Source organism: Nostoc sp. (assembly GCF_036917415.1).
Taxonomy (GTDB): domain Bacteria; phylum Cyanobacteriota; class Cyanobacteriia; order Cyanobacteriales; family Nostocaceae; genus Nostoc.
In genome coordinates this window covers 218,501-241,422 of the sequence record NZ_JBALDJ010000025.1, presented here as the reverse complement: position 1 = coordinate 241,422, position 22,922 = coordinate 218,501, and the positions used below count along the sequence as shown (strand labels likewise).

25 protein-coding genes and 1 pseudogene are annotated in these 22,922 nt (G+C 41.6%); 13 read left to right on the top strand and 13 right to left on the bottom strand.

Annotated elements, in window-relative coordinates; all coding sequences use genetic code 11:
* Positions 1 to 187: 187 nt before the first annotated feature.
* Positions 188 to 502: a glutaredoxin 3 gene (grxC, locus tag V7K41_RS04380; protein ID WP_196523084.1), complete on the bottom strand. Its 315-nt coding sequence runs from the start codon at positions 500 to 502 to the stop codon at positions 188 to 190.
* Between the two features lie 393 nt (positions 503 to 895).
* Here grxC and glpX point away from each other — a divergent pair, with 393 nt between their 5' ends.
* The 4 genes from glpX to V7K41_RS04360 all read left to right on the top strand — a co-directional run bounded on the left by glpX (position 896) and on the right by V7K41_RS04360 (position 4,927).
* Positions 896 to 1,933 carry a class II fructose-bisphosphatase gene (glpX, locus tag V7K41_RS04375; protein ID WP_334845895.1) on the top strand — a complete coding sequence of 346 codons (1,038 nt, stop codon included), beginning with the start codon at positions 896 to 898 and terminating at the stop codon, positions 1,931 to 1,933.
* Between the two features lie 228 nt (positions 1,934 to 2,161).
* Positions 2,162 to 3,448 carry a glutamyl-tRNA reductase gene (locus V7K41_RS04370; protein ID WP_334845894.1) on the top strand — a complete coding sequence of 429 codons (1,287 nt, stop codon included), beginning with the start codon at positions 2,162 to 2,164 and terminating at the stop codon, positions 3,446 to 3,448.
* Between the two features lie 100 nt (positions 3,449 to 3,548).
* Positions 3,549 to 4,115 (top strand): DUF2087 domain-containing protein, encoded by a 567-nt coding sequence (locus V7K41_RS04365; RefSeq protein WP_334845893.1) that lies wholly within the window; start codon positions 3,549 to 3,551, stop codon positions 4,113 to 4,115.
* Positions 4,116 to 4,336: 221 nt separating this feature from the next.
* Positions 4,337 to 4,927, top strand: a complete 591-nt coding sequence (locus V7K41_RS04360; protein WP_334845892.1) for a Uma2 family endonuclease — start codon at positions 4,337 to 4,339, stop codon at positions 4,925 to 4,927.
* 83 nt (positions 4,928 to 5,010) lie between these two features.
* Here V7K41_RS04360 and V7K41_RS04355 read toward each other — a convergent pair whose 3' ends face one another.
* From V7K41_RS04355 to V7K41_RS04345, 3 genes are all read right to left on the bottom strand, one after another.
* Positions 5,011 to 5,586 carry a Uma2 family endonuclease gene (locus tag V7K41_RS04355; RefSeq protein WP_334845891.1) on the bottom strand — a complete coding sequence of 192 codons (576 nt, stop codon included), beginning with the start codon at positions 5,584 to 5,586 and terminating at the stop codon, positions 5,011 to 5,013.
* A 182-nt stretch (positions 5,587 to 5,768) separates the two neighbouring features.
* Positions 5,769 to 6,551 (bottom strand): ABC transporter ATP-binding protein, encoded by a 783-nt coding sequence (locus V7K41_RS04350; RefSeq protein WP_334845890.1) that lies wholly within the window; start codon positions 6,549 to 6,551, stop codon positions 5,769 to 5,771.
* Positions 6,541 to 7,674 carry a branched-chain amino acid ABC transporter permease gene (locus tag V7K41_RS04345; RefSeq protein WP_334845975.1) on the bottom strand — a complete coding sequence of 378 codons (1,134 nt, stop codon included), beginning with the start codon at positions 7,672 to 7,674 and terminating at the stop codon, positions 6,541 to 6,543. The genes V7K41_RS04350 and V7K41_RS04345 overlap by 11 nt, the downstream gene beginning before the upstream one ends.
* Positions 7,675 to 8,080: 406 nt before the next feature.
* Between V7K41_RS04345 and V7K41_RS04340 the strand changes: the two genes are divergently transcribed.
* The 3 genes from V7K41_RS04340 (at position 8,081) to V7K41_RS04330 (ending at position 10,296) form a co-directional block, all read left to right on the top strand.
* The gene (locus V7K41_RS04340; protein ID WP_334845889.1) at positions 8,081 to 8,278 is read left to right on the top strand and encodes a hypothetical protein; all 198 of its coding nucleotides are present in this window, start codon (positions 8,081 to 8,083) and stop codon (positions 8,276 to 8,278) included.
* Positions 8,279 to 8,339: 61 nt separating this feature from the next.
* A complete protein-coding gene (locus V7K41_RS04335; RefSeq protein WP_099102182.1) occupies positions 8,340 to 8,597 on the top strand; it encodes a cytotoxic translational repressor of toxin-antitoxin stability system in 258 nt (85 codons plus the stop codon).
* Positions 8,598 to 8,709: 112 nt separating this feature from the next.
* Positions 8,710 to 10,296, top strand: a complete 1,587-nt coding sequence (locus V7K41_RS04330; RefSeq protein WP_334845888.1) for a glucose-6-phosphate isomerase — start codon at positions 8,710 to 8,712, stop codon at positions 10,294 to 10,296.
* Positions 10,297 to 10,492: 196 nt separating this feature from the next.
* Here V7K41_RS04330 and V7K41_RS04325 read toward each other — a convergent pair whose 3' ends face one another.
* Positions 10,493 to 11,152 carry a Nif11-like leader peptide family natural product precursor gene (locus tag V7K41_RS04325; protein ID WP_334845887.1) on the bottom strand — a complete coding sequence of 220 codons (660 nt, stop codon included), beginning with the start codon at positions 11,150 to 11,152 and terminating at the stop codon, positions 10,493 to 10,495.
* A 279-nt stretch (positions 11,153 to 11,431) separates the two neighbouring features.
* On the opposite strand from V7K41_RS04325, the gene V7K41_RS04320 reads away from it, so the two are divergent.
* Both V7K41_RS04320 and V7K41_RS04315 read left to right on the top strand, forming a co-directional pair.
* Complete coding sequence (locus V7K41_RS04320; protein ID WP_334845886.1) at positions 11,432 to 11,749, top strand: hypothetical protein; 318 nt, start codon at positions 11,432 to 11,434, stop codon at positions 11,747 to 11,749.
* Positions 11,746 to 12,108 (top strand): aspartyl protease, encoded by a 363-nt coding sequence (locus tag V7K41_RS04315; RefSeq protein ID WP_334845885.1) that lies wholly within the window; start codon positions 11,746 to 11,748, stop codon positions 12,106 to 12,108. The genes V7K41_RS04320 and V7K41_RS04315 overlap by 4 nt, the downstream gene beginning before the upstream one ends.
* A gap of 266 nt (positions 12,109 to 12,374) precedes the next feature.
* On the opposite strand, the gene V7K41_RS04310 is transcribed toward V7K41_RS04315, so the two are convergent.
* From V7K41_RS04310 to V7K41_RS04300, 3 genes are all read right to left on the bottom strand, one after another.
* Positions 12,375 to 13,841, bottom strand: coding sequence for a DUF1802 family protein (locus V7K41_RS04310; RefSeq protein WP_334845884.1), 1,467 nt, complete (start codon positions 13,839 to 13,841; stop codon positions 12,375 to 12,377).
* Positions 13,838 to 15,745, bottom strand: coding sequence for a P-loop NTPase fold protein (locus V7K41_RS04305; protein ID WP_334845883.1), 1,908 nt, complete (start codon positions 15,743 to 15,745; stop codon positions 13,838 to 13,840). The genes V7K41_RS04310 and V7K41_RS04305 overlap by 4 nt, the downstream gene beginning before the upstream one ends.
* A 64-nt stretch (positions 15,746 to 15,809) precedes the next feature.
* Positions 15,810 to 16,499 (bottom strand): hypothetical protein, encoded by a 690-nt coding sequence (locus tag V7K41_RS04300; RefSeq protein ID WP_334845882.1) that lies wholly within the window; start codon positions 16,497 to 16,499, stop codon positions 15,810 to 15,812.
* Positions 16,500 to 16,837: 338 nt separating this feature from the next.
* Here V7K41_RS04300 and V7K41_RS04295 point away from each other — a divergent pair, with 338 nt between their 5' ends.
* Together V7K41_RS04295 and V7K41_RS04290 are read left to right on the top strand one after the other, a co-directional pair.
* On the top strand, positions 16,838 to 17,332 hold the full coding sequence (locus V7K41_RS04295; RefSeq protein WP_334845881.1) for a hypothetical protein: 495 nt from the start codon (positions 16,838 to 16,840) through the stop codon (positions 17,330 to 17,332).
* A gap of 94 nt (positions 17,333 to 17,426) precedes the next feature.
* A complete protein-coding gene (locus V7K41_RS04290; RefSeq protein ID WP_334845880.1) occupies positions 17,427 to 17,753 on the top strand; it encodes a translation initiation factor in 327 nt (108 codons plus the stop codon).
* Between the two features lie 295 nt (positions 17,754 to 18,048).
* Here the strand turns inward: V7K41_RS04290 and V7K41_RS04285 are convergent.
* The 5 genes and pseudogenes from V7K41_RS04285 to V7K41_RS04265 form a co-directional block, all read right to left on the bottom strand.
* Positions 18,049 to 18,195: pseudogene (locus V7K41_RS04285) on the bottom strand (malate dehydrogenase); the annotation flags it as partial.
* A gap of 341 nt (positions 18,196 to 18,536) precedes the next feature.
* Positions 18,537 to 18,752, bottom strand: a complete 216-nt coding sequence (locus V7K41_RS04280; RefSeq protein ID WP_104907474.1) for an NAD(P)H-quinone oxidoreductase subunit O — start codon at positions 18,750 to 18,752, stop codon at positions 18,537 to 18,539.
* Positions 18,753 to 18,824: 72 nt separating this feature from the next.
* Positions 18,825 to 19,691 carry a DNA-formamidopyrimidine glycosylase gene (locus V7K41_RS04275; RefSeq protein WP_334845879.1) on the bottom strand — a complete coding sequence of 289 codons (867 nt, stop codon included), beginning with the start codon at positions 19,689 to 19,691 and terminating at the stop codon, positions 18,825 to 18,827.
* A gap of 252 nt (positions 19,692 to 19,943) precedes the next feature.
* Positions 19,944 to 20,159, bottom strand: coding sequence for a photosystem I reaction center subunit IV (locus tag V7K41_RS04270; protein WP_094349537.1), 216 nt, complete (start codon positions 20,157 to 20,159; stop codon positions 19,944 to 19,946).
* A 298-nt stretch (positions 20,160 to 20,457) separates the two neighbouring features.
* The gene (locus V7K41_RS04265) at positions 20,458 to 21,042 is read right to left on the bottom strand and encodes a PAP/fibrillin family protein (protein ID WP_334845878.1); all 585 of its coding nucleotides are present in this window, start codon (positions 21,040 to 21,042) and stop codon (positions 20,458 to 20,460) included.
* 243 nt (positions 21,043 to 21,285) lie between these two features.
* Between V7K41_RS04265 and V7K41_RS04260 the strand changes: the two genes are divergently transcribed.
* Together V7K41_RS04260 and mraY are read left to right on the top strand one after the other, a co-directional pair.
* Positions 21,286 to 21,528, top strand: coding sequence for a DUF3134 domain-containing protein (locus V7K41_RS04260; protein ID WP_334845877.1), 243 nt, complete (start codon positions 21,286 to 21,288; stop codon positions 21,526 to 21,528).
* 79 nt (positions 21,529 to 21,607) lie between these two features.
* On the top strand, positions 21,608 to 22,711 hold the full coding sequence (gene mraY / locus V7K41_RS04255) for a phospho-N-acetylmuramoyl-pentapeptide-transferase (protein ID WP_334845876.1): 1,104 nt from the start codon (positions 21,608 to 21,610) through the stop codon (positions 22,709 to 22,711).
* The last annotated feature ends 211 nt before the right edge of the window (positions 22,712 to 22,922 follow it).

Below are 22,922 nucleotides of genomic sequence, written 5' to 3'. Positions count from 1 at the left end.
GGCGAACTTGCAGTACAGTTTACTGGCACTTTGTCAAGCTAGTAATGAAAAGTTTGTAGTAAGCACTTTAGTGCTTAAAAAATTAAGGAATAAAGTCCTTACTACGAACTTGCTCACCGAGCAATTTAAAATCCAAAATTGCCCAACATCGCATCACCAAAGAAATTGTTGGGGGCTAATTTGATTTCTAAATAGCGGCTTGGGCTAAAAGGGGATCGAGTTGACTTTGTGTGTCTAGCTGATACAGGTCATCGCAGCCGCCAATGTGCTGGTTATTGATAAAAATTTGTGGTACGGAACGGCGGCCGTTAGCGCGTTCTGCCATTTTAGCTCTGGCTGCTTCGTCGCCGTCGATTTTATATTCAGTAAAATTTACACCTTTCCACCACAGCAGTATTTTGGCACGAATGCAGTAAGGACAAGTTTGCCAGGTGTAAAGTTCGACGTTGGCTTTGACTCGTTCTGGATGGCGATTTAAAAGGGGATTAAGAAAGTCCAGCATATTGATCTTAAGCAAGGTTTTCACTATGTCTCTAGCCTAGATCATTGCTTACCCCATCGGCGCTGGAACCCACTTTTAGAAACTCTCTAAATGATTCCAGTAAGATAAATATCCAGTAAATCCCCAAATTAGAGCGGCTACTACCAGCACTGCTACGCCAATTAGCCGTCAAGTTCGGTTGGATTTCCAATAAAGAGTTGGTGCTGCAAAAATACCACCTATTATACTGGAGTAATTATGAGTAAAAAATCAGGATGTGTTAACTGGCACTTTTCTAACGAGTTAGCAGTAAAACTTAACTTTCTTCCACGTGTATCCGCCCTTTGGTAGACTTGAAGACTGAAATAGCCAGATAAAGCGGCGGAAATTCAAGCAGTTGAGAGGGCAGACTCTGTGGAAAATACACTTGGGTTAGAGATTATTGAAGTAGTAGAGCAAGCCGCGATCGCATCCGCAAAGTGGATGGGTAAAGGCGAAAAAAATACCGCTGACCAGGTAGCTGTAGAAGCTATGCGGGAGCGGATGAATAAAATCTATATGCGCGGTCGCATTGTGATTGGGGAAGGTGAACGCGACGACGCGCCGATGTTATACATCGGGGAAGAAGTTGGTATTTGTACTCAACCAAATGCCGAAGCTCTCTGTAACCCTGATGAACTAATTGAAATTGACATCGCCGTTGACCCCTGTGAAGGTACGAACTTGGTAGCTTATGGACAACCTGGTTCGATGGCTGTCTTGGCAATTTCTGAAAAGGGTGGATTATTTGCTGCTCCTGACTTTTACATGAAGAAGTTAGCAGCACCTCCCGCAGCTAAGGGCAAGGTAGACATCAACAAGTCAGCAACAGAAAACCTCAAGATTCTCGCTGAGTGTCTAGAGCGCTCGATTGAAGAACTCGTGATTGTGGTCATGAAGCGCGAACGCCACAACGATTTAATTAAAGAAATCCGTGAGGCTGGAGCGAGAGTCGCCTTAATTTCAGATGGTGATGTGGGTGCAGCTATCAGCTGTGGTTTTGCTGGAACTAATATCCACGGGCTGATGGGTATCGGTGCGGCTCCTGAAGGTGTAATCTCGGCAGCAGCAATGCGTGCTTTGGGTGGACACTTTCAAGGTCAACTGATCTACGATCCAGCAATAGTCAAAACAGGTCTGATTGGAGAAAGCAGAGAAGCCAATATCGATCGCTTAAAGTCTATGAATATCAATGACCCTGATAAGGTCTATGATGCTCATGAACTAGCATCTGGTAAAACTGTTCTGTTCGCTGCTAGCGGCATTACCAGTGGTAATCTGATGGAAGGTGTACGTTTCTTCAACGGCGGAGCCAGAACTCAAAGCTTGGTAATTTCTAACCAATCGAAAACGGCTCGATTTGTTGATACAATTCACATGTTTGGTGAACCCAAGACTCTCCAACTGAACTAATTTTTAGGGAATGGGGAATGGTCAAAGTAAGGGTGAAGCTTTGGAAATAAATCTTTCTATAAAACGGAAAAATAGTCACCAAAATGCTTTCCCCTTACAGTAGTTAGTAGTTAGTAGTTAGTGATTAATTATTGGTTGGAAAAACTACCAACCAATAAATCTTCCCCATTCCCTATTCTCACTTAATGCCCGATTGCCAACTACCAACTAGTAACTACGATTTAGCAAATGAATATAGCAGTGGTGGGGTTAAGCCATAAAACAGCCCCAGTAGAAGTCCGGGAAAAACTGAGCATTCCAGAACCACAAATTGAAAATGCGATCGCTCAACTGGCCAGCTATCCCCATATTGACGAAGTTGCAATTCTTAGTACTTGTAACCGTCTAGAAATTTATATTGTTACCAGTGAAGCAGACCAAGGTATCCGGGAAATAACGCAGTTTCTTGCAGAATACAGTAAATTACCCGTGCTTTCTCTGCGACAGCATTTGTTTATGCTGCTACATGATGATGCAGTGATGCACGTGATGCGGGTAGCAGGTGGTTTAGATAGTCTGGTACTCGGAGAAGGTCAAATTCTGGCTCAGGTGAAGACTACTCACAAACTGGGACAGCAATATAACGGCATAAAAACCATTTTGAATCGATTATTTAAACAAGCGCTGACAGCTGGTAAGCGGGTTCGTACTGAAACTAGTATTGGTACTGGCGCTGTCTCTATCAGTTCGGCTGCTGTAGAGTTAGCGCAGATAAAAGTGGCAAATTTAGCTGCTTGCCGAGTGGTAATTTTGGGTGCAGGCAAAATGTCGCGGCTGCTGGTACAACACCTACTTTCTAAAGGTGCTGTGGAAATTAGTATTGTAAATCGCTCTCGCGATCGCGCCCAAGAATTAGCAAAGCTGTTCCCTCAACAACCGATCAAAATTCATCCAATATCGGAAATGATGAGCGTAATTGCCGATAGCGATCTAGTGTTTACAAGTACTTCAGCAATAGAGCCAATACTTGACCGTGCCAAATTGGAAATGGTTTTAGAAGTTCAGCGCTCTTTAATGTTATTTGATATTTCTGTGCCGCGTAATGTTCATGCGGATGTAAATGAATTGGAAAATGTGCAGGCGTTTAATGTGGATGATTTAAAGGCTGTTGTAGCGCAAAACTACGAAAGCCGTCGGAAGATTGCACAGGAAGCCGAGCGACTTTTAGAGGAAGAAGTGCAAGCCTTTGATATTTGGTGGCGCTCTCTTGAAACTGTTACCACTATTAGCTGTCTGCGAAATAAAGTCGAAACCATCCGCGAACAAGAATTAGAAAAAGCTTTGTCGAGATTGGGTTCGGAATTTGCGGAAAAACATCAAGAAGTAATTGAAGCATTAACGCGGGGAATTGTCAATAAAATTTTACATGACCCGATGGTGCAATTGCGATCGCAGCAAGATGTGGAAGCTAGACGGCGCTGTATGCAAACTCTGCAAATGCTGTTCAACCTCGATGCAGAGGAACAGTTTAGTTAAATTAAACAACAAAATCCCCGGCTTCTGTGAGAAGTTGGGGATTTTAGCTTTTCAATTAGATATACTTCTAATTAGATAAATGTCTAATTAGAAGTTAGTTATGCAACCAGAGCAATTTAACATCTTACTGCGCTTTTTTAAGGCATTAGCAGATGATAGCCGATTGAAGATTGTAGGTATCCTGGCGAATCAGGAGTGCAGCGTTGAAGAATTGGCGGTGCTACTGCAACTCAAGGAACCGACGGTATCCCATCATTTAGCGAAACTTAAGGAGCTAAATTTGGTGACAATGCGTCCCGAAGGTAATAGCCGTCTGTACCAGTTGGATAGTGAGGCTTTGCAAAGCATTAGCAAGGAAATTTTCACACCTGAGAAAATAGCATCCTTGATTGAGGATGTGGATACTGAGGCTTGGGAAAGTAAAGTGTTGAAAAATTATATAGAAGACGATACTCAACGCCTCAAAGAAATTCCTGCTAGTCGCAAAAAACGCCTAGTAATTCTCAAGTGGTTAGCAAACCAGTTTGATGTAGGAGTCAACTACCCTGAACGCCTGGTAAATGAAATTCTCAAACGTTACCATCCTGACTGTGCCACTCTGCGACGAGAGTTAATTGCTTGCCAGTTAATGCAGCGAGAAAATGGGGTTTATTGGCGTACAACATAGGTATAAAAGATGAATGCATTTAAGTTGCATAAAAGCAAATCTGGAACCGCTTATTACAAAGGAATTCTTCTGAAAAAATGAATGAGGATTAGTTTATCATCTATAACAATCTTATCTGAATTATGAAAATTGGTTTTTAATCGAACCACAGAGACGCAGAGAACACAGAGATAAAATATCAACAAAAATTTTCACAAAGCACAATTATAGGTCGTATCTTTATGCAGTTAGAAACACAAAAATTATATTACACACCTGAAGAATATTTAGAAATTGAAGAAAAGGCGGAATATAAAAGCGAATACCGTGATGGAGAAATTGTACCAATGACGGGTGGCACTACAAATCATAATAAAATTGCAGGCAACTTTTATGCTTATTTGAAGTTTGGTTTGAGAGGTAAAAATTATGATGTTTATATTGGTGATGTGCGTTTGTGGATACCCCGTTATCGGCAGCATACGTATCCCGATGTGATGGTGATTGAGGGACAACCTATTTATACAGGAACCAGCACAACAACCGTTATGAATCCGATGTTAATTGCTGAAGTTTTATCTAAATCGACTAAAAATTATGACCAAGGCGATAAGTTTCTTTATTATCGCTCTATTCCAGAATTTAAGGAATATATTTTAATTGACCAATATCAGTATCATGTGATGCAGTATGTAAAAACTGCCGAAAGTCAATGGTTGTTTACTGAACTTGAACATGAATATGCAACTTTATCACTGGAAACGGTTAATTTTCAAATTGAATTGCGTGACCTTTACGAGCAAGTCAATTTTGCAGAAAATAACGAAGATTAAAATAATTAATAATGACGTTTGTGGATTCGCCAAAGTAATTCGTAATAGTAATAATAGGGTTCAGTCGCTACCTAAGTCCTTCACTAAATTTGTGTTTCTTCTTCCGTAAAGATAGGAGGCCACAATTCAGTAATCGGCAATTTCCAACCGGGAAAAAGTTCTGGTATCGTTAAAATATCGCCATTTTCTAAAACTATAGGTTCGCCTGTAGAGCGATAAATTGTAACTGTCTCTTCATCAGGATCAATCAGAATGCCGACGATCGCTCCTAGTTCTATAAATTTCAGAATTTTGGCTACTATAAGTTTAATTTTATCACTCTGAGATTTAATTTCTACCACCAAGTCAGGAACAAGTTCTCCAAAGTAACGAGGACTTTGGAGAAGTCGGGAAGCCCGAACAAAGGAAACATCAGGTGCTTTGAGGTTTGTATCTGGCATGATGAAACCGCCGGCAGAATCAAATACTCTTCCCCAGCGACGAGGATTTATCCAAGCAAAGAGAAAGGCGATGAGACGACTACTAATTTCGCTGGATACAATATCTGACGGGCGCATTATTGAAATTTTCCCATTTTCGAGTTCCAGCTGGTAATCTAAACCTGCTTCGGTAAAAGCGGTTTGAACTTGCTCTAAATCTCTGACTGTCATCATTGACATAAAAAGCTTTTTCCAGTGAGATATACAACTCGATTTTAACAAGAGCCAAATTTCCGAAGATTTGACACCGTGTGCAACTTTCTCTTAAACCTAAGCCTCAACCCGTTCCCTACCAGCGAATCAGAGCAAGAATAAAAGCCTCTCTCTGTGGGAGAGCCTTGGAACAGAAGGCCAGTTGCAGTCTATTTTCCCAAATAAGCTTCTAAAACTTTGGGATTAGTTTGAATTTCTGCGGGTGTACCATCAGCCAAATTCTGCCCTTCCGCAAGTACCCAAACACGATCGCACAAGGACATAACCACATCCATATTGTGTTCAATAATCAAAAAGGTCATGCCATCTCGGCGGTTCCAAGTGATAATGCGATCGCAAATATCATCAATCAGTTTCGGATTCACCCCAGCCGCCGGTTCATCCAACAAAATTAACTTGGGGTTAGTCATCAGCGCCCGCCCCATTTCCAGCAGCTTGCGTTGTCCACCAGACAAACCACCAGCATAATCGTGTGCTTTTTTTGCCAAGCCCACTGATTCTAATAAAAACATTGCCCGTTCTTCGAGTTGCTTTTCTTCCTTAGCGACAACGTGCGGTTGCAACTGCACCTGCCAAAAATTTTCGCCCGTTTGTTTTTGCGCCGCCAGCAGCATATTTTCTAACACCGACAACCGCGAGAGAGTCCGTGCAACCTGAAAGGTGCGGATTACCCCCTGCTGGGCGATTTGATATGGTTGCAAATTGTGAATCGGTTCGCCGTCAAAAATCACTCGTCCCTTATCGGGGCGGATGAAGTTTGAGAGTAAATTAAATAAAGTAGTTTTACCAGCACCATTGGGGCCAATCAAGCCCGTAATGCTGCCTTTAGGAACTTCGATTTTCGCCTCATTAACTGCTTTGACACCACCAAAGCTTTTAGAAAGTCCAGTGGCTACCAAAAGGGGAAGCTGGGATGAATAGTTATTTACCAAGGGTGAGTTCCTCCTTTTTCCCTAAGATACCTTGAGGACGCCAAATCATCAGTACCATCAAAATTAGTCCGATTACCATGATGCGAAATGCGCCCAAACGTGCTTCATCAAGGGAAACGATTCTGGGTAAGACTTCTCGCGTTAGCGCATCGTAAGCAAAGAAAATTATCGCGCCTACGATTGTGCCAACATTTTTCCCAGAACCGCCTAAAATCACCATAATCCAAGTGTCAAAGGTGATCTGCGGTTGGAAATTATCAGGGTAAATGGCGCTAAGTTGCCAAGCGAAGAAAGCACCCGCAATACCTGCGATCGCACCTCCTAACATGAGAGATTGTAATTTATACCAAAAGACATTTTTTCCCAGTGCTTTGGGAATTTCTTCATCTTCACGGATGGCTTTGAGAATTCTACCCCAAGGCGATCGCACCAAAATTTCTAACCGCCAGTATACAAATGCTAAAACCAGCAACAACACCAGCATTAAACCCGCTTTTGGGTTGTAATTATACAGTCCGATTACCCCAGAAATATAAATCGCTGCCGCCAAAACTGCTAACACAATTCCCACACCCAAGCGCGATGCAAATTCTTGCTTGCTAGTTGTCCTTTTACCTAAATCAGTAGTCCGAGATATTTGAGTGGTACGAATCCATTGCCACAACGTAAAAAAAGTTACGGCAGCCAGCAGCGTTAAAAGCCCAATCATTACTAATCTGACAAACAAACTTGGCTCTGTGGATAGGGGTATGGGATAACTTTGCACACCAAACGCCCCAGAAATCCAGGTATCACCCACAGGTAATTCCTGATTATTTACCACCAAACGAATTAATTCGCCCGTACCAATGGTGACAATTCCTAGATAATCTTCCCGTAAGCGGAGAGTTACAAAACCAATTATCAAACCCAACAAGGCAGCGGCAATTGCCCCAGCCAGTGCTGATATCAGTAAGGGTACGCCCTTTAAGCTTAACAATACCGTTGTATATGCTCCCAAGGTCATGAAAGCAATATGACCAAAGTTAATTAACCCCGTAAAGCCCCACTGTAAATTGAGTCCTAGTGCAAATAGAGCAAAAAGTGCTGTAGAAATTGCTAAGAAAATGAGATAGTCAACCATATTAAATAATTTGGGAATTGGGCATTGGGAATTGGGCATTGAGCATTGGGCATTGGGAATTGGGAATTGGGCATTGAGCATTGAGCATTGAGCATTGAGCATTGAGCATTGGAAATTGGAAATTGGGAATTGGGAATTGGGCATTGGGCATTGAGCATTGGGAATTGATCAATAATTAATAGTTCTTCTTCCCCTGCCTCCCCTGCCTCCCCTGCCTCCCCTGCCTCCCCTGCTCCCCAGCCCCCAGCCTCCCCTGCCTCCCCTGCCTCCCCTGCTCCCCTGCCCCCTGCTCCCTGCCCCTCTGCCCTCAACGCTTGGCGAATAAATTTTAGCGTAGCTTGAGCGTAGCTAATTTTATGGGAATACTATTTATTGTTGGTGTTTGCTGGTAGGGAATAATTAACGTATGAATTTGCTGCGCCTTAGAATGCATCACTTAATCGAGCAGTTAGGCGATGACGATTTGCAAGACATTTGGAACGTTCTCGAAGGTTTACATTATGACTTTTATATGCTTAAAGCCATACAAAAAGTCAAGCGATCGCAGCAACCGTGGGATATCTTAACCCATGAAGAAGCGGTAAGACTGTTGATGTTTTTCTGATTCAGCAGCGCTTTTGAGCTAGTGCCAGTGGCCCCTCAAGTTTTGGTGAAGGTAACGCCCAGTGAGTCTGGAAATGCGCTATGCCAGGTCTTTTTTGCTAGACCTGAAGAATTTAGAACCTGCCGCCTACGAGCGGGTGCATGATTTTGTTTTTATTGAGTTAGCCCAAAAGTGGCAACTGACCGATTTAAAAGAACTGCGACAGCTTGATAGTGAAGGCATTTTTCACCGCTTCACCCTAGACAATTATCTGATTGGTATAGAAATTCGGGGTGAAATTGTGAAATTTCTGCGTGTCATCCCTATGCCAGATGTTTAAAGTGAAGAGTCAAGGGAACACTTAAAACTGTAAACTGTATAAGGCTAGGCAGGGATCGCTATAACCTTACATTAAACTGGTTTTTGAAAAACACTTTATTTGAGATTTCCCTATGGATGCTAGGGCACTTTGGCAACGATACCAAAACTGGTTATATTTCCACGAGGGATTGGGACTGTACTTAGACGTGAGTCGGATACGGTTCGATGATGCCTTCGTGGATTCGTTGCGGCCGAAGTTTGACAAGGCGTTTGCGGATATGGCTCAACTAGAGAAGGGTGCGATCGCAAATCCTGACGAAAACCGCATGGTTGGACACTACTGGCTGCGAAATCCTGATTTAGCGCCAGCTCCAGAACTTACACAAGAAATAGTCCATACTCTAGAACAAATCGAAGCCTTTGCGGAAAAAGTCCAAACAGGTGCTATTCATCCTCCCAGAGCAAGCCGCTTCACGGATATTATCTCCATCGGCATTGGTGGTTCCGCTCTCGGCCCCCAATTCGTCGCGGAAGCTCTCGCTCCTGATTTCCCGCCCCTGAAAATTCACTTTATCGATAATAACGATCCCGCAGGTATCGATCGCGTTCTCAATCATCTCCGAAATAGCCTCGCCAGCACTTTGGTATTGGTAATTTCCAAATCTGGGGGAACGCCAGAACCCCGCAACGGCATGATTGAAGTTAAAAAAGCTTACGCCGGACACAATTTGGAATTTGCCCAATATGCGGTAGCAATTACTAGCGTTGATAGCAACCTCGATAAGCTAGCCAAAGATGAAGGCTGGCTGGCCAGATTTCCGATGTATGACTGGGTAGGAGGACGCACCTCAGAAATGTCTGCTGTGGGGCTAGTACCAGCGGCATTACAGGGGATTGATGTTCGCGCCATGCTAGATGGTGCCAAAGAAATGGATGACGCTACCCGCGTCCCAGATGTGAAAAATAACCCAGCAGCCTTGCTTGCTTTGTCTTGGTACTTTGCAGGCAATGGAAAGGGTGAAAAAGATATGGTTGTCTTACCTTACAAGGACAGCTTATTTTTATTCAGTCGCTATTTGCAACAGCTAGTGATGGAATCCTTGGGCAAGGAAAAAGACTTAGACGGCAACGTTGTCTATCAAGGCATTGCCGTTTATGGCAACAAAGGCTCAACAGATCAACACGCTTATGTCCAGCAGTTACGCGAGGGTGTAGCGAATTTCTTTGCTACCTTCATCGAAGTGTTGGAAGATCGTCAAGGCCCATCCACTGAAATAGATCCCGGAGTTACAACAGGCGATTATCTTTCCGGTTTTCTCCAAGGAACCCGACAAGCGCTTTATGAAAATCACCGCGATTCAATTACAGTCACGATTCCCCAAGTTAATCCCCGAACTGTAGGGGCATTAATTGCTTTGTATGAACGTGCTGTTGGTTTATACGCTAGCTTGGTAAACATCAACGCTTACCATCAACCAGGAGTAGAAGCTGGCAAAAAAGCTGCCGCCTCCATTCTCGATTTACAAACACGAGTGGTAGCAGTGCTACAAAAAGAAAAAACTCCCCTTGCTCTTGACGAACTCGCCGAGAAGGCAGGCGCATCAGACCAAGTTGAGGCAATTTACAAGATTTTACGTCATATCCATGCCAATCAGCGGGGTGTAGTTTTGCAAGGCGATCTTCAGAAACCCGGTAGTTTGACCGTTTCTGCTAGCTGATAGCTCTAATCTAAATTTCACATTTTGTCCAGAATTGTTGTCTCAACAACAATTTTTTATTGTGAAGCATCCTAAATAGAAGATATATCTTCTGTCTAGGATGCTTCACTGTATAATTCGTAATTAAGTTTCATAACTCAATACCGTTTGGTTAAGTATTGCTTTCTTCTCTTTTTTTGCCTAATTACGACTTATTTTAATTATGAATTGCCATAAGGCGTTGATTAAAGTAACTCTTGGGTAAAAAACAGCGATCGGGTAAAAAAGGATTGTTGAGATTTTGACATAAGAAAGTACTGGGTTTATCCCGATGACAAAATGGTGGCACGATTCCCCAATGTTCTGCTAGCCAAATCCAGTATCCTGTTTCAATTCTGCCGTAGCTTGATACCGTGAGAATCTCTCCAACGCTGTTGTTAATAGATACTAAATCTGACGATGATTTGATGTCAGTTAACAGCCAAGCTAACTCATCGACAGAAAAATAATAGCCATTTTCGGTAGCGATGTCGATGAACTGCTGTGGATCTTTAGCTATTAGCAATTCTTCTTTGAGAGATGGCGTTTTTTGTGCAATATCAAAAAGATCCCAAATCTGTCTTCTTGTAACTAGAAACCAGGCAAGTTCTTCTGCGGTCAAATTGTAACCGTTTTCTCTTGCTAACTTGAGAAACGGCTCAAGGCTATCAGTTTCTGCTAGTTGACTTTTCAACTGGAAAGTTTGCTCTACTAGTGACAAGAAATCAATAATCTTTTGCCATGTCACTTTGTCAAAGTTTTTGTTAACTTTTATTTTTTCTTTCCAATAAATGTATTTATCTTCTTTAAGAAAGAAATTCCAAATTTGATAATACATGGGTCATCTTGCCTAAGTTTTAAACTTGGTAGAGATTTGTGATTAATGAACACCAGTGTAGTAAGTATAATGTGTTTCTTCGACAGTACTAAACCCTGATATCATGTAAATGAAATTACACAGTGGCTAAGTATAAAATTTATGTAAAGTTTATCACTATAAATAAAAGATACTGAGAAAAAGATGAAGATGGCAATACCTGCGGTGGATTGTGCGATCGCTCTTTATTGCTTCCCATAAAATAAAATTAAGGCAGCATCAATAAGTAGGATTAATGCTATGACTGAATCAACTGCAAAACAACCTGCACGTCGGGGTAGAATTTTTCCAGAACAGACTTTACCACCCGAAGAACTTGCTAGACGCAAAGCTGAAGATGAAGTATTTTATCGGCGTTGCCGGGTAATCTTTGAGTGTGTGCGTCCAGATTTGATTAAGGAACGCTACGGCTGGTATATTGCAGTAGAGCCAAATAGTGGTGATTACTTAATTGATGCGAATAAAATGCAAGCTCATAAAAAATCCCTTGAAAAATACCCAAATAGTAGACATTGTGTATTCTGCCTAAATGAGACGGGAACAACTGGCACAATATGATTGAGGGTAACTTTGGGGATAGCGGGCAACTCTTTTTTGAAATTGATTTGATTACATCTGATGGATTAAACTTGCCTGTGGATGCCATGTTAGATACTGGTTTTACAGGCTTTTTGGCTATTAATAAACAAGATTTACAGTGTTTTGATTGGGCTTACATCGGTGAAGAACCTTTGCAAACCGCTAAGGGAGAATCAAGATTTGATATTTATTTAGGTACGGTGATATTAAACGAATATGAGTATGAAATCAATGTTTATGTGGGTGATGAAATTATGGAAGTATTGTTAGGTTCAGAGTGGTTAAAAATTCTGCCGTTGGTGGTGAATTATCAAGCTGGTATATTAACTTTGGGATAACTGCGATGCCTATAGCTGGCTACGCCTACGCACTTCAGCTATTTTGAAACGAACCGCCATCGCGCAGCGTCTCGCAGAGAAGACACAGAGAACGCAGAGGGAAGAAAAGAGATATTGTACTATCTTTAGTTAATAGGTAAATCGTGGAGAAAGTAAAAGCGATGGCTACGGCTGCCTACGCCTATACACTTCGGTTATTTGGAAACGAACCACAAAGGCGCAGAGAACGCAGAGGGAAGAAAAGAGATATATTTATTTTGCTATCTTTAGTTAATAAGTAAATCACGGAGAAAGTAAAAGCGATCGCTATTCCAATCACTACCTTTAATTCGCCCTAAATAGCCTGTTAAGGGTGAAGAAAGTTCAATCAGTAAATCGTGAACTACTTCATCATTTAGTCGGGGATTATGAGTAGCATTGTAATGAACGCGAATTTCTGTAACTGTGAAACTCGGATGTGTAGCTTTTGAAGTTTCGTTGTCTTGTTCAGAAAGTTCTTTGACTGCTGTGATAATCTGCGATCGCAATTTAATCTCTCTTTTAGCTTTATCAATATATTCATCAATTTTATAGTCAATTTGCCCAGGTTCTAGATATTGCTGTAATTCGACTAAGTTAATAGCACCTGGATATTTGGCTTTAAATTCAACTAGCTTTTGTAAAGTCATTACATTTATAATACTGATTTTAGATATTTCAGCAGATTTTTTCAGATTTTTAGTTGGTTGACCTGGGCCAATAATCAACCGCATAGCTTGAAGATAATTTTCTTTAAGATGCCTTTTCCCAATCCTATCTAATTCTTCTACTGCACGATCGGGAATGCTTTTACCTGCTTTACATTCGCAAACAACAGGATAAGGTTGTGAGCAAAATAAGTCTAAGCCACCTGCACCACCTTTATAGTTTTCCTCAACTTTGAATCCTAAAAAATCAAGGCTACGGCGTGCAATATTTTCAAAATCTGTACCAGCTTGATAGTTATTTTTACCCTCATCTTTTTCTATGCTGCGATCGCCCAATTTTGCAATATCATTTATCCAAGCTAAATTTGGATCGGGTTGCTTAATTAGCTTGTCACTACTCCAACCTAAAAAGACTTTGATATCGTCGTCTAATTGTTTAGCTGCTGGTTGGCTAATGGTTAGGGATGCGATCGCACTCTGCAATTCTTCCAATTCAGGATGCAGCGAGGGTTCTAGCTTTTCTAATTGGTGTTTGCGTTGGGCGAAGGTGCGATCGTTTAATACTGGTAGATCAACAGATACCCTCAACGGATGAGGTAAACCTATAAACTGACTTTGAGGATTCACAGCTATTTCAATCGGCTGAGACAACAAGTAGACACGCAAATAAGCAAGAAAGATATGCTTCCGTTGCAGCAGAATCTGTTGTAATCCTTTTGTTGTCCAAACAGTTAATTGTGACAAATCTTTTAACGACTCTGAGTTAGTCAGTATTTGGCACAGTTCACACTTACCCCAAGATTTAATCCTGACTGTTTCAGAATTTATTAGAGTAGTGACTTTCTGGTTAACCGTTAATACATTTGACTTGTAGTATTGTTCATCGGGTAACAAGTTGATTGAAGTTGTAGATGGATAGATAGCAAAAAAACGCCCTGGATGAATAAATGTCTGGGGTATAGTTGTAATGATTCGACCTTGTAGCAAAGCTTCAACATCTGGAGAAGGTAGACACAATGCAGTATTGAGCAAAATTAAATCACTCATAACCCGAGTTTAACAAGTAAGTTATTGATCATAAAATCTACTTCTTTAGTTGCATAATTATTTTGTATAGACTGAGTTTCAGTAACATATTCCTCGTCTATTAAGCCACTAGGAATTTGACCAGAGGGATCGCTTAAAATTTCACGTATTAAGTAGTTATCAACTGCAATTTTGGATTGACCAACAAACTGATAAATTTCCTCTTCACTCACTTCATAATCTTTACAAGCTTGTCTAACAAATAATATAGCTAAGAGAGGCTTTATATCCTCGACATTAAGCTTGACAAATTCGCCTCCTAAATTGCTAGAAAGTAGTTCATCTAAATGCTCTTTCCCTTTAGTATTAGGTTTTACATCTTTAGCACGAACTAAGCAGCCACGAGTCATATCAAACGTTTTATAATCTATTAATCTTTTCAAGGCAGCACTTACAAATCTATTGCTAGATTCTTGCACAACAGCTACTACTATTTTGACAACTCTTCCGTCTTCCTTACCAATAATTCTAAAGTTGAGGTAGCCTTTGTCTACATTTTTGACTATAACTTCCTCAATTGTATCGATTTTTACTTTTTCTACACTTTTGTCTTTCAGTGTTAGTAAACAAAGACGTATAGCATCAGCTATGATACTACTCTCTTCAAAGTAATTTTCTATTGTGTTATTAAGTGCTGTAAGTTCTTTATTGAAAGCTGTTTCCACTTTATGTAGCGGATCTATTTTCTTTTCTGGACTACCAGGCAATTTCCAATTATCTGTACACCATTGTAGAACCTTTCTAACTATTGGTTTTTCTTTACCAAGTTCTCTCAATTTATCTTCATCAAAAGGATATACAGGATGAGGTGGAGTTAAATTATTGGTATGATAAAAATCTTTTAACCAGTGGGATACAAGAGTTACTACGTCATCACTATTAAGATGCTTTAAGTCAAATTTTTTCTCGCCAATTCTATCAATAACTGAATCTGCTTGTGGCACAACTTTAACTTGTTGTGTCCAAGTTTCATCGAACATAGCTAAAATTAAGACTCCACGTTTAATTTTGCTATATATATCTTTTGCCAAGAGAGCAATAACCTGCGCTCTTGTAAAACCCTGCTCATTACAATTAATACTTTCTAACTCATCAAAGCAGATGACTATTGTCCTATAATCACTAATTAAGTCTAGAATTTGGCATACCGTTTGGAATGCTTCAGCTTCTTTATCATCGTGACTAGTATTTGGTAATCCCATAGAATCAGCTTGTGACTGTGCTAAGTCTCTGCCAGCAAGCCAATTAATAGCAAATGAAACTTTCTCTGAAGAGAGCGTCCATAGGATAGCTTGAATCAAATAAGGATTTTCAATGTTTGACTTAAGTTTAAGTACTTTGGCAGTCAAGGCATCAATTATTTTGGGATGTTGAGCTAAAACCCCAGGAAATCGCTTTATTAACTCTTGAGGAGTATAACTTGACTTATAGACCTCATTGACTAAAGTAGTTGCTAGCTCTTGCCATTGCATTACACTTTGATTACCATTCTGTTTTAGGCTAGATGTCAAAGTGTTTAGAAATTTAGAATATATTCTGTCTAAGTCACCATAATCAACCTCACTCATATAGACAAAAAAACTATCAACTTCATACTGAAGACGGTGATGAATTCGACTCATTAAGTGACTTTTGCCAAGTCCTTTTTCAGCTTTGATAGTTATACCAATAACTGAACGCTTTCCTGCGCGAATTTGCTCTATAGCTTGAAATACAGCGTCTGATACATGAGCATTGATGGAAGAAACATCAGGAAAACTTTTGTTCCAGATATCATGATTTCTGACTACTAACGATCTGTCAAATGGGTTATGACTTGTAATAGCTTTATTGAGGTCGGAATATGAAGAAAGAGAATTACTCATGATTGTTTATCTACTGAAAATAATGACTGACAAACAAAAGCAAAAAAAAAGTAAGTAGCTTAGTTTAGGAATTGAGGCGTTTAGCATAACAGCGTAATCCACTAACTTTAGTAGTAATGGAGTCTTCAATCTTGTCTTGAGCACTATCTTCTATGCTTCCACCCTGAAGTTGCAAAATGTCTTTCTCCTGAATTTCTAGCAGCCATCTGTTGAAATCTTCGCGGCTCACCCGATCGCCTATTTCTCTCCTGATGCGATAAATTGGCACTAGATCATCTAAGCTATAGTTTTGGTTCAACTTGTCGTAGACTTCCAACGCCACTGACTTAAACTCGTCGTAAGATGCGATTCCTTCTCTTCGAGACGCTACGCGATCGGAAAGCTCCGCTAACGCACCCTTTCCATTAACTGGTACATCTGCACTACTAACCGCAAGATCAATCTGACTAATCCACCTCACCAAAGCATTCACCGCCCAAGTTCCGACAATCGTCCCTTCAAACTTAAAATCGCCACTCCTTAAACCCTCAGTTAATAGCTCTAAACCCTTGCCAGATGTCAGAGAATATCCCTTTTTGGAGATTGCGATCGCACCTTGATTCTGTAATTCCTCGAATATGCCCTGATAATCTGCCACCTTCTGGCTTTTGGCTACAATTCGCTTAGTGAGTTGACCCTTCTTAACTTCCTGCTGCGTTCCTCCCAAATCCCACAAAGCCAAAAGAAGACGAGTACTAGTATTTTTTGATGTCATATTGAGTGTATTTTTTGAGCAAAAGCATCATAGTAACTGTATCTTTCTAAATTATTTATGCAGAAAAAATAACCGAGAAATTGCTGAAAATTTCGGCGTTTCAGCTAAATAGACTCATCAAAAACCAACAATATATTTCCTTGGGATGAATGCAGTTTCTCTCAAAGGCGGGATGAAATACTCAAAAAAATCGACGATCATGACAGAGAAACGCTGTAGCTGTGCAGTTGTAAATTGAGTGGTATATGTTTTTTCAAATCCCAGCGAAATAACAGGAATTCCAACTTTGTTTTTGCAACAGCAAGGCTTTTAGCAAATACAGGTGAGAACGAAATCCAATGAACACAATATATAAAGAACGTAAAATAGTTTCGCGTCTATTTGCAGTGCTACTTTCGGCATTGCTAATGGTGCCCTTGCTGAGTAGCTGCGGAGGCGGTTCTAAAAACGCTTCAGTTCCACCACCTGTTGATGATACCGTCGGTAGAACAGTGAGCGATCGCAAGACTGCAAGCCAAACCGAAGCTAAGAAGGGATTGGGTACAGGGCAAAAAGTGGCACTTTTGGCTGGAGCTGCGGCACTTTACTATATGTACAACCAGCATAAGAATGCTCCCCAAGAAGGAGCGCAAGGTAAGTACTATCTTTCCAAGAATGGGCGTGTATACTACCGTGATGCTGAACATCGCGCTCACTGGGTAACGCCACCATCAGAAGGAATTCGAGTACCAGAATCTGAAGCACAAAAGTACCGGGAATTCCAAGGCTATAACCGAAGTGCTACAGGTCGCGATCTCACTGGTATAACTTCATCCGCAGCTCCGGCACTCTAGCTCACCTAAGCGTGTGTAAATCTAAAGCGGGTTTCCCGGAGGATAACGCCGATCGCGCACGTCGGAAACACGAACTTAAATCAGGAGACAGATTATGGTAGATGAATTTTTCCGAAAGGCGAAGGAGTTGCTTTTGGGGTCGAACAACGATCAAGCCGATCAAGATGCCGAATTCCGCGATCGCAATGTACGTCCAGCCAGCGAAGATCCCTACGGCGATCCCGCAGATCCGGCATCTTACGGCAACGTCACCCCAGCTAGTGAAGATCCCTACGGCGACCCCGCAGATATCTCGTCTTACGGCAATGTTCGCCCAGCTAGCGAAGACCCTTACGGCGACCCCGCAGACACAGGGGAGTTTGGTGACGTTCGCCCAGCCAGCGAAGATCCTTACGGCGACCCCGCAGATCAAGGCCGTTAACCGAAAACCCAACTGCCCAGGCTCCTTCCCTACCAGAAAATGGAGACCATTCAAAGCCTCTTCCCTTCTAGGGGAGAGGTATGCAGAGGTATTTACAGATTTGATTTATAGGGTGATAAATTTCAGAAGAAAAAATAAGGCAGTGGGATTAGAACCTACTGCTTTTTATTTTTGCTGTTATTTCTACAAATTACGAATTACGAATTATTTTTTTACCTAAAACTTCTTGCGATCGCTCAATATTTAGACGCACAGATCGAGCAGCGCCACAGTTGCGAGTTCAGGGTAACTAAAAGTTTGCGGTAGCATAACCAGACAAGGGAACCATTAAATCGCCGTGGCTACCCAATACCATTGCTTTGACATCGGCGGGTAAAACGCCCAATTCTAGGGCAATGAAGGTTTCAAAACGGGCGGAATCTAACACACCAGCCATACCCAATAATGCGATGTCTGGTGGCATTGGTTTTCAGCGAATCATCCCGACTCATATCATGTCCGGTTAATTAGTTATAATTCCCGTAATCTATGCAGAAACCGGAAAACCCTCTTTCCCCCTGCTCCCTGCCCCCTGCCCCCTGCTCCCTGCCCCCTGCTCCCTGCCCCCTGCTCCCTGCTCCCTGCCCCCTGCTCCCTGCTCTCTGCCCCCTGCCCCCTGCGCTCTTAATGATAAGTCTTTCACCGGACATGATATCATGCCTGGTTTGCGGGGAAGTCTGGCGGTAATTTCAGGAGTCCGAATAAATGCTGAATTCTGAATTCTGACTCCTGAATTATTTTTTATTATTTAAACTCTTCGAGTTGATCCACACGTAACCAAATATTAGGTGTTGGCACTTTCCCAAACTTAATCAGGGCGTAATCACCTTTGATGTCTACAATTTCGCCCTTGCTTTCAAACAAATAAGAAGGAAAGCGAGGATCGCTGGCTTTAGCCTCCAGACTGTTTTCTAGTTTCTCGCGCACAGCACGAACCATATCTCCTTTTTTGACTGCCATGAGTTCCTCTCTCAAATTTGTAACGTCTTTTACCTGCATTTTAAAAGAGTTCCGAGTTAAAAGTAAAAACTCCTAACTCCTAACTCCCTTTAACGTTTGACACTCGGAGCAAAAATGACTAGATCGCCCAGCTAACCTAATCCGTTGAATTGATGTACCACAAAGTCGACAAGGTTCTCCAGCGCGGTTATAAACCCAGGCTACACCACCATAATTGCCGTTAGTACCTTTGACATTTAAGAAATTACTAAATGTTGTACCACCAGCCTCAATGCTAGTTTCTAACACTTGAATGATGGCTGTTCGCAAACGCTCAATTTGCTTTAGCTGCAAATCTATACACAAGGTTTCAGGTAAAATTCCACTCTTAAACAAGGCTTCATCGGCATAAATGTTACCTAATCCCGCCACCACCGATTGATCTAGTAGCGCAGTCTTAATTGGACGGCGGCGGTTTTGGAGTTTGTTTGCTAGATATTCAACAGTGAATTCGGGTGAAAATGGATCTGCTGCCAGTTTTGCCAAACCAGTCATAATACTTTCTACAGCAACACCAGGCGGAACCCACCATATTTTACCGAAGGTACGCTGATCGACAAAGCGTAATTCCTGCCGATCCCCAAAGAATAATCTAACCCGCGTGTGCTTGTGTAATGGTTCATCTCGATGCAGCCATAGTAATTGACCGGTCATTCGCAGATGAACCCCTAGCCAACTGGTTGATGAAGGAGAAGATGAGGAGAGTTCGGCCAGGAGATATTTACCGCGACGATGCCAAGTAGCGATCGCATTTTTTTCAATTCCACCAACAAACTCACCAACATAAAACGGGTAGGCGATGGTACGATCGAGCAACACATCTCCACCCGTGATTTCTTGGTTGAGGGTCAATTGATTTAGACCCCTTCGGACTGTTTCAACTTCAGGCAGTTCGGGCATTCAAGCTGAGTTAAGCAGGCTATTGTGATTTATTTGAGGAATCGAGGAAGAAGAGATGGGGGTAGTAACTTACATACCCGTAAGTGGGTTGTATTACTACCCAAAAGAAACCGTAAATACCCGCAGGGCGGCTCTCGGAGATTAGGGTAGGCTAGGACAAAGAATGAATGCACTGAAATTTTCAGACTTCATACTTCAGACTTAAGACTACCCTTCATCATTGCATTAAACAACCCCCTTGTAGCTTTGCTGCTATTTTTTCGGTGCTTTAGCCTTTGGTGCTTCAACCTCGACTAATTCATCCTGGGCAAAGTTGTTGGTATTAATACCAGAGTAATTGACCTTTTCAAAGCGGACAATTACAGGGTATTTGATGCCGCTTTGGTCAATGGAAGCCACAGTTCCTAAATCCTGAAACCAGTAGGATTCAGGGCGGAGAATACGTACTTTAGAACCACGTTGAACCATGATTATTTTCCCTTTTAGTTATCAATCGCCAATCTAGAGGGCTAATTGATTTCACTCTACAACCTCAAGGTCGCAGCAAGAGTCTTTGTTAAGTTATTTGTCTGAATTGGGGAAGGTGGGGCCCCCTCTGGGGATAAGGGGTAATGGGGATCGGGGACTGGGGAATGAGAAATGGAGAAATGGGGAGAGTATTGAATATTAGTTCTCCCCAACTCAAATTTAAAACTATATTAGACCCTACTTGACAAGGCACACGTTATAGCGTACCTTCGTTCGCAAACAGTTATTTTGTAGAAGCTTATGTTTTAGTTAAGACAAACACACTTCCCTCATTACCTCTGCCGATCCGCAGGTCGTTATCTATATAAGTGATATCTAACCAGCCTTGCTGTTTGTCACTGTTTATAGCAACATCAATTCCAAGAAATTTTTTACCTGCTTCAATTTGTTGGATAAAAGTTACCGGAGAATTGTATTCTATTAAACGTTGTAAGCCGATAATATAACGCTCAAATTTCACTTGGACACGCCGACCGGAAACTGGCTCAAATTTAGCAGCAACGCTGACTAGCCCTTCTAAATAAGGTAAGCCATAAATCTCAGCTATGTTGTAAACACTGGTAGTCTCTACCCGAATACACTGATAGATTTGACCCAGTTTGCACAAAGGTAGACGATCTAAGTTTAAAAGAGCCTTGCTAGTGGTGTATAGTAATCGCCAATTGCCATCTAGCAAATTACTAGCTTCCACCGGACGGGGTGTAGGATTAAAGTCTTCTAAATTGGCGATCGCGATTAAGATAGCCTGTTTCTGTTCTTCAGTCGCTAGTAGACCGCGATTAGTAAGTGCGATCGCATCCATAAGAGCCGCTTTTGGCATCATCGCTTGTCACCTCAAAAATCACTCATTTTCCATCAGCATAAACAAGATATTCATGACATATATGTAGAGCCATAAAAATTACTAAAATCGCTTGACTTAAGCCTTATGCTTATTAAATAAAAAAATTTCTATCTGAATGCGGATTTATCAACTAAAGGGTTGAAAAGATAACTAAATTAATCCGTGTCAAGTGATAGACTCTAAATGTCAACTTACGTAAACCTTTTCTTGTCCTCACTCGATATGTTGAACTCTCCATTACGTGAAGAACCCCGTAACCAGCGAGCCGATGTCATCCCCCTAAAGCCAGAGTCTTCTTTGTTGGATTGGTTACAAAACAACGGTCGCATCATCGCGCGTGACGTTCACGAACCGGATTTTCAAACTGACGAAGAAGGAATAGACTCCTTAATGGGTGTAGAAGATGGAATTGGCTACGACCTCGATGATGATGATGATGATGATATAGGAATCGCTGAGAATTAGCCTTTTCAGGCTAGGGACTTGGTAGTATCCCTAGTTAATGGTATTCAATTTTATAAGTGTGGAGTGAAGGGAAACTTCTGTGGACGCTAAATTATCTCCTGAGCAAGGATTAAACATTTCTGGAATCGCTCTAGCCTCTTTATTAGCCATAGGGCTAAGTACAACAGCATTTATCTTGGATTCGATCGCCAATCGGCTACCTTGGCAAAGTACGTCGTTAACCCTGCCATTACTGTTGTGTGCGTTGGGTTCAGGTGTGGTGGGCTATTGGGTAATACCTTTACTTCAAGCACTTAAAACTGGACAAATAATTCGCGAAGATGGGCCCCAAGCTCATCTAAAAAAGGCAGGCACTCCCACAATGGGCGGTATATTTTTTATACCTGTATCTGTGCTACTTGCCTGTATATTGTCTAACTTTTCTAAAGAGGTGCTTGCAGTTTCGGCTTTGACAATCAGCTACGGATTGATTGGCTGGCTCGACGATTGGCAAATTCTGCGCCGGAAATCAAATAAAGGTATATCTCCACAAACAAAACTGGCTTTGCAGGTGAGTTTTGCGGCTATGTTTTGTCTATGGCTGATGTTTAATCAACCTTCTAATATTACAAATATTGCTTTGCCTTGGGTGAGCTTCACACTACCCTTAGGATTCCTATTTTGGCCAATAGCCGGTTTTGTGCTAGTTGCAGAAAGTAATGCGACTAATTTAACAGATGGTATTGATGGCTTGGCAGCAGGAACAGTTGCGATCGCACTTTTGGCATTAGGTGCTCTAGTCGCGCCTACAGCACCAGGATTGATGGTTTTCTGTGCTGCTTTAAGTGGCGGGTGTTTAGGTTTCTTAGCCCATAATCGTAACCCAGCCCGCGTTTTCATGGGAGATACCGGTTCTTTAGCACTGGGAGGAGCTTTAGCTGCTGTAGCACTCTTGACAAACACCTTAGTAGGTCTGTTTATTCTCAGTGGTATCTTCTTCGTAGAAACCCTTTCGGTGATGGCACAGGTAAGTTATTACAAAGCCACGAAGGGCCCCGATGGCAAAGGCAAACGTCTCTTCAAAATGGCACCCTTACACCATCATTTAGAACTTACTGGCTGGTCAGAATTGCAAGTAGTGGGAGTGTTTTATATAATCGCTGCGATTTTGGCTACCATTTGTTTAGCGATCGCTCCATTCTGAATGTTTTAAAAACTGCTTGAATATAAAAAACAACTCCCACATCTTCAGGGAGTTGTTTTTTTATACGGGAAATTTCTGAGTTTCTGATTTCTATGCTGGAAAGTCTAACGCTTGATGCCGACTGAAGAATTGCTTATTTCACGGCTTACGGTGTTATAAATTCGATATTCTTTTTCAATTATAGGTATAGCCGTAGCCACATAGGTTAGGA